Source organism: Variovorax sp. 05L425, from assembly GCF_056397705.1.
In genome coordinates, this window is sequence record NZ_JBFTNY010000002.1 from 391,612 (window position 1) to 399,201 (window position 7,590).

General features: G+C 62.0%; 7 protein-coding genes and 1 pseudogene. All 8 read right to left on the reverse strand.

Annotation, left to right across the window (positions count from 1 at the left end):
* Nucleotides 1–4: 4 nt before the first annotated feature.
* Nucleotides 5–358 carry a RidA family protein gene (locus AC1DN9_RS04090; protein ID WP_478097507.1) on the reverse strand — a complete coding sequence of 118 codons (354 nt, stop codon included), beginning with the start codon at nucleotides 356–358 and terminating at the stop codon, nucleotides 5–7.
* Nucleotides 359–372: 14 nt separating this feature from the next.
* Entirely contained in the window at nucleotides 373–1,002 is a 630-nt protein-coding gene (gene plsY / locus AC1DN9_RS04095) for a glycerol-3-phosphate 1-O-acyltransferase PlsY (RefSeq protein WP_478097509.1), read from the reverse strand.
* Between the two features lie 52 nt (nucleotides 1,003–1,054).
* A complete protein-coding gene (locus AC1DN9_RS04100; RefSeq protein WP_478097511.1) occupies nucleotides 1,055–1,546 on the reverse strand; it encodes an aminoacyl-tRNA deacylase in 492 nt (163 codons plus the stop codon).
* 7 nt (nucleotides 1,547–1,553) lie between these two features.
* Complete coding sequence (locus tag AC1DN9_RS04105) at nucleotides 1,554–2,615, reverse strand: aldo/keto reductase (RefSeq protein ID WP_478097513.1); 1,062 nt, start codon at nucleotides 2,613–2,615, stop codon at nucleotides 1,554–1,556.
* A gap of 111 nt (nucleotides 2,616–2,726) precedes the next feature.
* Complete coding sequence (locus tag AC1DN9_RS04110) at nucleotides 2,727–3,767, reverse strand: fimbrial protein (RefSeq protein ID WP_478097514.1); 1,041 nt, start codon at nucleotides 3,765–3,767, stop codon at nucleotides 2,727–2,729.
* Nucleotides 3,768–3,922: 155 nt separating this feature from the next.
* Nucleotides 3,923–6,487 (reverse strand): fimbria/pilus outer membrane usher protein, encoded by a 2,565-nt coding sequence (locus AC1DN9_RS04115; RefSeq protein ID WP_478097516.1) that lies wholly within the window; start codon nucleotides 6,485–6,487, stop codon nucleotides 3,923–3,925.
* Between the two features lie 117 nt (nucleotides 6,488–6,604).
* The gene (locus tag AC1DN9_RS04120) at nucleotides 6,605–7,372 is read right to left on the reverse strand and encodes a fimbria/pilus periplasmic chaperone (RefSeq protein WP_478097518.1); all 768 of its coding nucleotides are present in this window, start codon (nucleotides 7,370–7,372) and stop codon (nucleotides 6,605–6,607) included.
* A gap of 96 nt (nucleotides 7,373–7,468) precedes the next feature.
* A pseudogene (locus AC1DN9_RS04125) lies at nucleotides 7,469–7,590 on the reverse strand (fimbrial protein); the annotation flags it as partial.

A 7,590-nucleotide genomic window follows, 5' to 3' on the forward strand; every position in this document is an offset into this window, starting at 1 on the left:
ACGCTCAGGCCGCCGCGGCCGTCACGACAATTTCGATCTTGTAGGCTGGGTTGGCCATGGCGGCCTGCACCGTCGCGCGCGGGGGCGTGTTGCCCGCGTGAATCCAGGCGTCCCACACCTCGTTCATCGCGCCGATCTCGGCGATGTCGGCAAGGAAAATCTGCGCAATCAGGATGCGCGACTTGTCGCTGCCGGCTTCGGCGAGCAGGCGGTCGACCATGGCGAGGACCTGGGCGGTCTGGCCACAAATGTCTTGCGTCGTATCGTCGGGCACCTGGCCGGCCAGGTAGATCGTGCCGTTGTGTACGGACGTCTCGCTGAGGCGAGGACCGACATGAAAGCGTTGAATGGTGGCCATGCTTGTTCCTTTGTCTATTTCTTGGCGCCGAGCCTCGACTCGGTGCCGGTCGCGATGCGGCGAATATTCTCGCGATGCCGCCATATCAAGAGCAGGCTGATCGAGACCAGCGACAACAGCACCGTGAGGTCGAGCGGCCAGGCGATTTCGCCGCCGATCAGGTAGTACGCCGGCGCAAAAAAGGCGGCGACGATGGACGCCAGCGACGAGTAACGAAAGAAGACGGCGATGATCAGCCAGGTGACGCCGGTGGCCAGCCCCAGCAACCAGGCGATGCCGACGAGCACGCCGGCCGCCGTGGCCACGCCTTTGCCGCCCTGGAAACCGAAGAACACCGGATAGAGGTGTCCGAGAAATGCCGCCAGGCCCGCGATCGCGGCAACGCCCTGCCCCATCCCCAGCCCTGAGCCGAAGTGCTGGATCAGGAACACCGGAATCCACCCTTTCAGCGCGTCGAGCAGCAGCGTCGCCAGGGCAGCACCCTTGTTGCCCGAGCGCAGCACATTGGTGGCGCCGGGATTCTTGCTGCCGTAGCTACGCGGGTCGGCCATGCCGAGCGACTTGCTGACGATCACTGCAAAGGACAGGGATCCGAGCAGGTAGGAAAGAACGATCGCGACGAGCGAGGGAAAGTAGGAACTCACAGTGTCTCCGGGCCGGCAATCCCGGCGGCGCGCCTCCGAACGAGGCAGCCGGCTATTCTGCCAGCGCGCACTGCACCGGCTTCGCGCCCAGGAGCTTCACGCACACCTGCGGATCGATCCCGACCAGATAGCCCCGCCGCCCGCCGTTGATGGCGATCCAGGGCAGTTCGAGAATGGTCGACTCCACATAGGCCGGCATCTCTCGGCGCGTGCCGAACGGCGACGTGCCGCCGACGAGATAGCCGCTGTGCCGATTCGCCACTTCGGGCTTGCAGGGCTCGACCGACTTCGCCCCGATCTGCCGTGCCAGGTTCTTGGTCGAGACGGTGCGGTTGCCGTGCATCAGCACGATCAGCGGCTTGGCGTCCTGATCCTGCATGACGAGCGTCTTGACCACCGTGAAGGGGTCGAAGCCGAGCACTTCGGCGCTGTGTTGCGCGCCGCCGTGCTCGAGGTACTCGTACGGGTGCTCCGTGAACGCGATACCGTTCGCCCGCAGCATCTGCGTCGCGGGCGTTTCGGAGACGTGCGTTTTCTTGCTCACGTCGTCGTCAGGCTACGGGATCCCGCATTTCCCAACGGATCTTGTCGATCTCCGCCAACAACTCGGGCGAAAGCTTCGTGCCCCAGGCGTCCAAGTCTTCGTCGAGTTGCGCGACCGAAGTCACGCCGATGATGGTGCTCGCGACCTGCCACTTGGTGTAGCAGAAAGCCAGCGCGAGCTTCGCCGGCGTGAGGCCGTGCGACTTTGCCAGCGCGTTGTAGCGGCGCGCAGCGGCGAGCGCATCCGCCCGGCCCCAGCGCTGCTTGCGCACCGATTCGTAGCTGGAGATGCGCGCACCCTTGGGCGCCAACGGCCCTTCGGTGCCGCTTTCGTCGTACTTGCCGGTCAGCAGCCCGAAGGCCAGCGGCGAATAGGCCAGGAGCGAAACGCCGAGGCGGTGCATCGTCTCGTCGAGCCCGTTTTCCAGCGCACGGCCGATCAGGCAATAGAGGTTCTGCACGGTCGCCACGCGGGGCAGGCCGTGTTGTTCGGCGAGCCGGACGAATTCGTGGACACCGTACGGCGTTTCGTTGGACAGCCCGATCGCGCGCACCTTGCCGGCCTTGACGAGCTTGCCCAATGCATCGAGTTGCTCATGGATCGACGTGGCGGAACTTTCCTTCGTCGGGTCGTAGTAGATCGAGCCGAATGCGGGCACATGGCGTTCGGGCCAATGGATCTGGTAGAGATCGATCACGTCCGTCTTCAGACGCTTGAGGCTGGCTTCGCACGAGGCGGCGATATCGGCCGCCGTCATGCCGCCGCCTTCTCGCACCCATGGCATCCCGCGTGACGGACCGGCAACCTTGGTCGCCAGCACGATCTTCTGGCGAATGCCGGGATTCTTGTCGAACCAATTGCCGATGATGGTCTCGGTGGCGCCGAAGGTTTCCTTGCGGGTCGGGACGGCGTACATCTCGGCCGTATCGATAAAGTCGATGCCGCGTTCGAAGGCGCGATCCAGGATCGCATGGGCGGTGGGCTCGTTGACCTGCTCACCGAAGGTCATGGTGCCGAGGCAAATCGGCGTGACGTGGAGGTCGCTCTGACCGAGTTGGATTTTTTGCATGGGCGAAATGCTACCTGCTGCCGCGTTCCGTCCCACGTTCTGATCAATCCGTCGTTCCGGCGAGCTTGATCTGTGCATCGCCCTGACGACGAGATTTTGAACAGGCTCCTATCACTGGTAGTTCATCGTGAAAGTCGCCAAGCCGTTCGCTGAACCAGCAGTGATTGTCGGGGCCGTCTGGACGTAACGTGCGGTCAACGGAATGTTGAAAGCCCCGTTTCCGGTGCTCCCTGCTTGCCACTGATTGGTGTTCCCGGCTGCGGACGAATCCGGTCCGTAGTTGATGACGGTAGTACCGCTCAGCACCTGGATTCCGACACCGCTTGCAGTGGAACCCGAGGCCAATGACAAGGTGTCCGACCGATTCGCAGGATCGGTCTGGTCAGTCAATGTGGTGAAGACCTTGGTCGTTGCCCCAGTGTCGCCGCCCGAGCAGGCAAGTTGGATATTGAACAATTGTGATTGTGGCGATGTACTCCCGACCCCGGAGAAATTGCGAATCGGGACGCTGCCTAATGGCACTTGCATCGAAGGAGAGGACACACTACAGGTCGGATTCTGTCTGACTTCAATAATGGGAGAAGTAGGGCCTGAGAGACCGTAAATGTAACCCCAAGGGGTAAGGTCCAGGCTGTCACCCACCACTGCAAGGGAAAACGCAATTCGGCCTAAAGTATAGCGTCCCGCCGACAGTGGACCCGTCTTGACCAACTCTAAGGTCAGGCTCCCCGACCAATTGAGCTGACTGCTGGCAGACAAAGGGCTCGTCGAAGTCTGGGGAAGATATCCTGACGGTAATTGGAGCTGGTAAAAGATAGCGCCCTGGCCAGTCCACACCAAACGCGCTCCGATCCCTGGGATTCCCGAGGGTGTGGTGTTATGCGGCCCACTCATGCCATAAAGGTCGAGCCTCACTTGCTTGCCAGCACATCCTGCAATCGTTAAAGAACGGCCGGTATTGTTGCTTACAGTGGTAGAAAATAGAATTGCACCATCCGGCAGGTCAGCGGAAGCAGTGGCGTCAATAACAGGGATGGTTGCCATATTATAATATGCATCACCAAAGTTAATAGCGCGGCACGCCGCCTGGACGCTAGATGAACCGGCTACAGCCATCACAATGCCTAGAAATATCTGAATTACCTTTTTCATAGATCAATCCTGCGCAATAAGTTGTGCCCCAACGAAATCGTCGGGCGCTGCCCTGCCGTATTAGCGATGGCGTGCCACCGCGTCGAATACCTGTTAAATCTCATCGCAATTCTTTTCGGAAGTAAGTGTCCCCAGGAAAATCTCCTGGGAATGATCTATCGACAGTCGGCATCCAAAGCCACGTAGGATGCGGACTGACTGTCGCCAGGAGGCAAGGTGTAGCCCAGCGAGCAAGTCGATTGATCGTCCTGGCCCCAACGCGCTGTCAGGGTTCCGCTGTCGCTCTTCAGGCCGCGCGCGATGATCCGTCCCCCCTGCGCCACGGTGCCCACGTTGTTCCCCTCGGCATCGAACACCTCCGTACCGAACGGCAGCGGCGTGCCATCGCTGGCCTTGGCGCTGATGATTGCTGCCCGGCCGGTGTTGTCCGTATCGAACTTGACGACCACCACAGCGCCCGATGTCGGGGCGACGCGCTGTTCCGTGGACTTGAGTTCCACGTTCACCGGCAGGCCCTTGGGGTCGATTTCGATCTGATTGCTCGCGAACGGCACCAGATTCGACACAATCGCGTGGCCCCACGGGTCCACCCGCAGGCCACTGCCGTTGGTAACGCGTGCACCGGCTGCATCCTTGGCTTCGACAATGGCCACGGTGTCACCCGCGTTCGGCGTGAAGGCCACGCCACCGGCGTAGGCAACGACCGCCCCCGAAACACCAGCGCCAACTTGCGAATACGAGCTGCTCTTGCTGGCATTGCCGGTGACCGTGGCCATCGGAGAAGCGTAGGCGACGTTGGCGCCCAGGCTGGTCGTGTTGTCCGCGCCGCCGCTGTGAGCCGCACTCAGGCCATAGCTGAGGGCGTTGTCCTCGCCATACGCACCGGTCACCGATTGCCGGACGCTGGTGTCCCCGTTCTTGTCGCGCTGCAAGTTGGTCGTCGAATACACCGGATGCCGGCCACCGCCGAACGGAATGCTGAGGTTCAGCATCACGCGGTTGTCCCACTTGCGGGCCGCCGGGTTGTACTCTCTCACTGCAGAGACGCCGTAGTTGATCTGCTTGTAGCTGTTGTTGTAGCCCACTTGAAACTGCGTGTCGGTGCCGCCGCGATTCCAGTAGGTCTGGCTGGAGCCGGATGCGTAGAGCGAGCCATAACCCTTGGGCAAGGCCTGGTTCAAGACCAACTGCAGCCTGCCGCGCTGAGTGTCGTTCGCGGCATATCCCATGTCGCGACTGTCCAGGTCGCGCAGCGCCATCGCGTCGGACAGGCTCAAATACCCACGGCTGGAATAGCGGTAGGCCGCCACCGTCAGATTGGTGTTGGTGGGTTCGAGCAGCTTGCTATAGCTCAGCCGAACGCTTTGCCCGTTGCGGTCGGGCTGGTTTTCCAGGCGCGTGCTGGCATGGGTGATGTCGGCGCCGAAGGCGCCAAAGTCGGTATTCAGCGCGGCGCCAAACACGCCGGCCGCATAGCCTTGCGTGAGCGTCAGGCCGCCGTAGCCTGTCACCAGGTTGTTGAAACCGTGCTGCACGGTGGCCTGGGACATCATCGACGTGCTCTGCACGCTGGTATTGCGATACTGGCCCACGGTGACGTTGTAGCGCGTCAAGCCCGCACGCAGCGAGTTCACGGCGGCTGCATAGGGCACTGTGGAAATGCGCACGCGGCCGTCGGCCTCAGTCACGATGACCTCCAGGTCGCCACCATAGCCCGTCGGATAGAGATCGTTGATTTCGAACGCGCCGGCCGCCACGGTGGTCTCATAGATGATGTTGCCCCTCTGGCGGATCTGCACGCGTGCATTGGTGCTCGCGATGCCGCGCACGACTGGGGCGTAGCCGCGCTGCGACTCAGGGTACATGCGGTCGTCGCTGGCCAGCTGCACGCCGCGAAAGCCCACGCTGTCGAAGATCGAGCCGTCGGTATAGGCATCGCCCACAACCAACTGGCTCTTTATCGAAGTGATGCCGCGTTGCGCGTTGGTCAGCACGCTCTGGTAGCGGGTTCCGCCATGATCGCCGCTGGTCAGGCTGCCGCTGTGACGAAAGCGCCACGCACCAACGTTGACGCCGCCATTCAGCCCGATATAGCTTTGCGCGGACGATTGCCCTGCGCTCTCCGCCCAGTAGGTGTTGGCGTTGTATTGCAGCCGGGCGGCCGTCACGCCGTCATCCCAATACTTCGGGTCGACATAGCCACGTGCCGTGCGGACCATCGCGATCTGAGGCACGCTGATGTCGAGCCGCTGCTCGCCGTTGTCGAATGCCGCGGTGGCGTCCGTGACCAGTTCCGAGAGGGGCGTGCAGGCGTCGCCGCCGGCTTCCAGGCGCGTGCTGACCTCGGGGGTGAGTTTGGTCAGGTCGACGCCAATGCGCTCAAGGAAGGCCCGGTCGAAGCAGGGTTGCACGTTGGCGCTGTCATCACCGATCTGGCGCAGCGTCACCTCCGAGCGCCCGAGCCATGCCTGGTTGACGTAGAGGTCGACGCGGTAACTACCCGGGAGTGCGACGTTGCCCTTGTTGAAGCGGCTGAAGTCGATCCGGGCACCGCCAGGCTGTTGCAGAAACAAGTCGTTGAATTCCACCTGGGCCACCGCGGTGGAGGCAGGCGCATTTCCACTGTCAGCCCAGGCACCGACGCTTGCAAACAAGGACAACACCAGCGCGCTCGTGGGGCGCAGCCGAAACCGGAGAGTCTGATCGTTGAATGCTTGCATCGGAGTGTTGTCGTGAAAATTGAGGCGAGACGATCCCCTGCCGGCGCATGCGGCATGTTGAAATTGGGAACGGAGAGAAAAGAGGGCCGGGGCTTGCCCGGAATTGGCCTACGCGGCCTACTTCGAAGAGGAGGAAGCCGGTGCGCCAAGCACCGCATCACCCGCGGTCGTGCCGCCATAGTCGTTGACGGCCTGGTAGTGCACCTTGGACTCAGGCCCTTGCGGAACATCGCCGGAAAGCGGGAAGACCTTCGTCTCGCCCGGGCCGATCATTCCGCCGTCATCGAACTGAGCTTCCTTGCCGCCGCCGATGAGCTTCAAAGAAGAAAAGGACACGTGATAGGACGTGGGATTGCGCCCTTCGAGCGCAGGCCGATTGCCGTCCTGAACCAGGCGCCAGGCGATCTGCGCAGGCGCCTCGCTCGCTTTGCCTTCGAGGCTCGCGGGCCGGAAGAATAACTTCACGCGAGTGCGGAATGCCATCTGGAGCTTGTTGGTATCCGCCTGATCAGCAGATGCCTTGGGAGGAATTTCGAGCACGTTGAGCCAGAACACGGACTCCTTGTCCTGGGGCAACGGCTCGCCGGTGTAAATAATGCGCAAGGTCTGCGCCTTGGCGGGGTCAATACGCGCCACGGGAGGCGTCACGGTGAACGGCACCTGGATGCTTGAGGGGGCCGCCTTGGGATCGCCCTTGTCGATCCAGATCTGCGTCAGCGCGGGCGACTTGCCTTCATTGCTGAGCTTGACCGTGGTCTCGCGATCCTTGGCGTTATAGATGACCCGCGTACCACCCACAACGACGGACGCCTGCGCTTGCAGCGCGCCAGCCACCCCCAGCGCGAGCACGCCAGCGGCCAAGAAAGTCTTAAAGATTTGCTTCATGGTGGTAGTGGATCGGAATTGCAGGTCCGAATTGGTAATAAGGAATAAAGAGGGGGAGGAAGCGCGCCGGGCGGCGCGCTTCCGGGCTACCAGAAATTACTGGTAGATGAGCGTGTACATCACGCTCGAATTGGCTGCGCCGGCGCCAGCAGCTCCATTGACAGCCACGTATTCAGCGGCGTAGGGCAGCAGTGCAGATCCGGCGGTGATAGCAACCG